The organism is Ruegeria sp. CE12, assembly GCF_056537525.1.
This window is the reverse complement of record NZ_JBQFRS010000057.1, coordinates 1-1,070: the sequence shown is the minus strand read 5'-3', so window position 1 is coordinate 1,070 and position 1,070 is coordinate 1. Positions and strand designations below refer to the sequence as shown.

Annotated in this window: 1 protein-coding gene; it reads right to left on the bottom strand. The window is 58.5% G+C overall.

Annotated elements, in window-relative coordinates; all coding sequences use genetic code 11:
* On the bottom strand, positions 1-1,070 hold a 1,070-nt coding region (gene tuf, locus ACR0IO_RS23095; protein WP_480745193.1), incomplete at both ends, for an elongation factor Tu.

Sequence of the window (1,070 nt, the reverse complement as noted above, 5' to 3'; positions counted from 1 at the left end):
GTGAAGCCGACGTTGTCGCCAGGCATAACCATCTCGGTGCCAGCTGCCAGGGTCACGGTGCCGGTCACGTCAGTTGTACGGAAGTAGAACTGCGGACGGTAGTTCGCGAAGAACGGAGTGTGACGGCCGCCTTCTTCCTTGGTCAGGATGTAGGCTTCGGCTTCGAACTTGGTGTGCGGTGTAACCGAACCCGGCTTACACAGAACCTGACCACGCTCAACGCCGTCACGGTCGATACCGCGCAGCAGGGCGCCGATGTTGTCGCCTGCTTCACCGCGATCCAGCAGCTTGCGGAACATTTCAACACCGGTACAGGTGGTTTTCTGAGTGTCGCGGATGCCGACGATTTCAATTTCGTCGCCAACGTTGATCACGCCACGCTCAACACGACCGGTCACAACGGTACCACGGCCCGAGATCGAGAACACGTCTTCAACCGGCATCAGGAACGGCTTGTCGACTTCACGCTCAGGGGTGTCGATGTAGTCATCAACAGCCGCCATCAGCTCTTTGATTTTCTCTTCGCCGATTTCCGGGTTGTTGCCTTCCATCGCGGCCAGAGCCGAACCTGCGATGATCGGAACATCGTCGCCGGGGTAGTCGTAGCTGGACAGCAGTTCGCGAACTTCCATCTCAACCAGTTCCAGCAGCTCTTCGTCGTCAACCTGGTCGACTTTGTTCATGAACACGACCATCTTCGGGATGCCAACCTGGCGGCCCAGCAGGATGTGCTCGCGCGTCTGCGGCATCGGGCCGTCAGCTGCGTTCACAACCAGGATCGCGCCGTCCATCTGCGCGGCACCGGTGATCATGTTCTTGACGTAGTCGGCGTGGCCGGGGCAGTCGACGTGCGCGTAGTGGCGGTTGTCGGTCTCGTATTCCACGTGGGCGGTCGAGATGGTGATGCCACGTGCTTTCTCTTCAGGCGCGCCGTCAATCTGGTCATACGCTTTGAAGTCACCGAAATACTTGGTGATTGCTGCGGTCAGCGTGGTCTTGCCGTGGTCAACGTGGCCAATCGTGCCGATGTTGACGTGCGGTTTTGTACGCTCAAACTTTTCCTTTGCCAT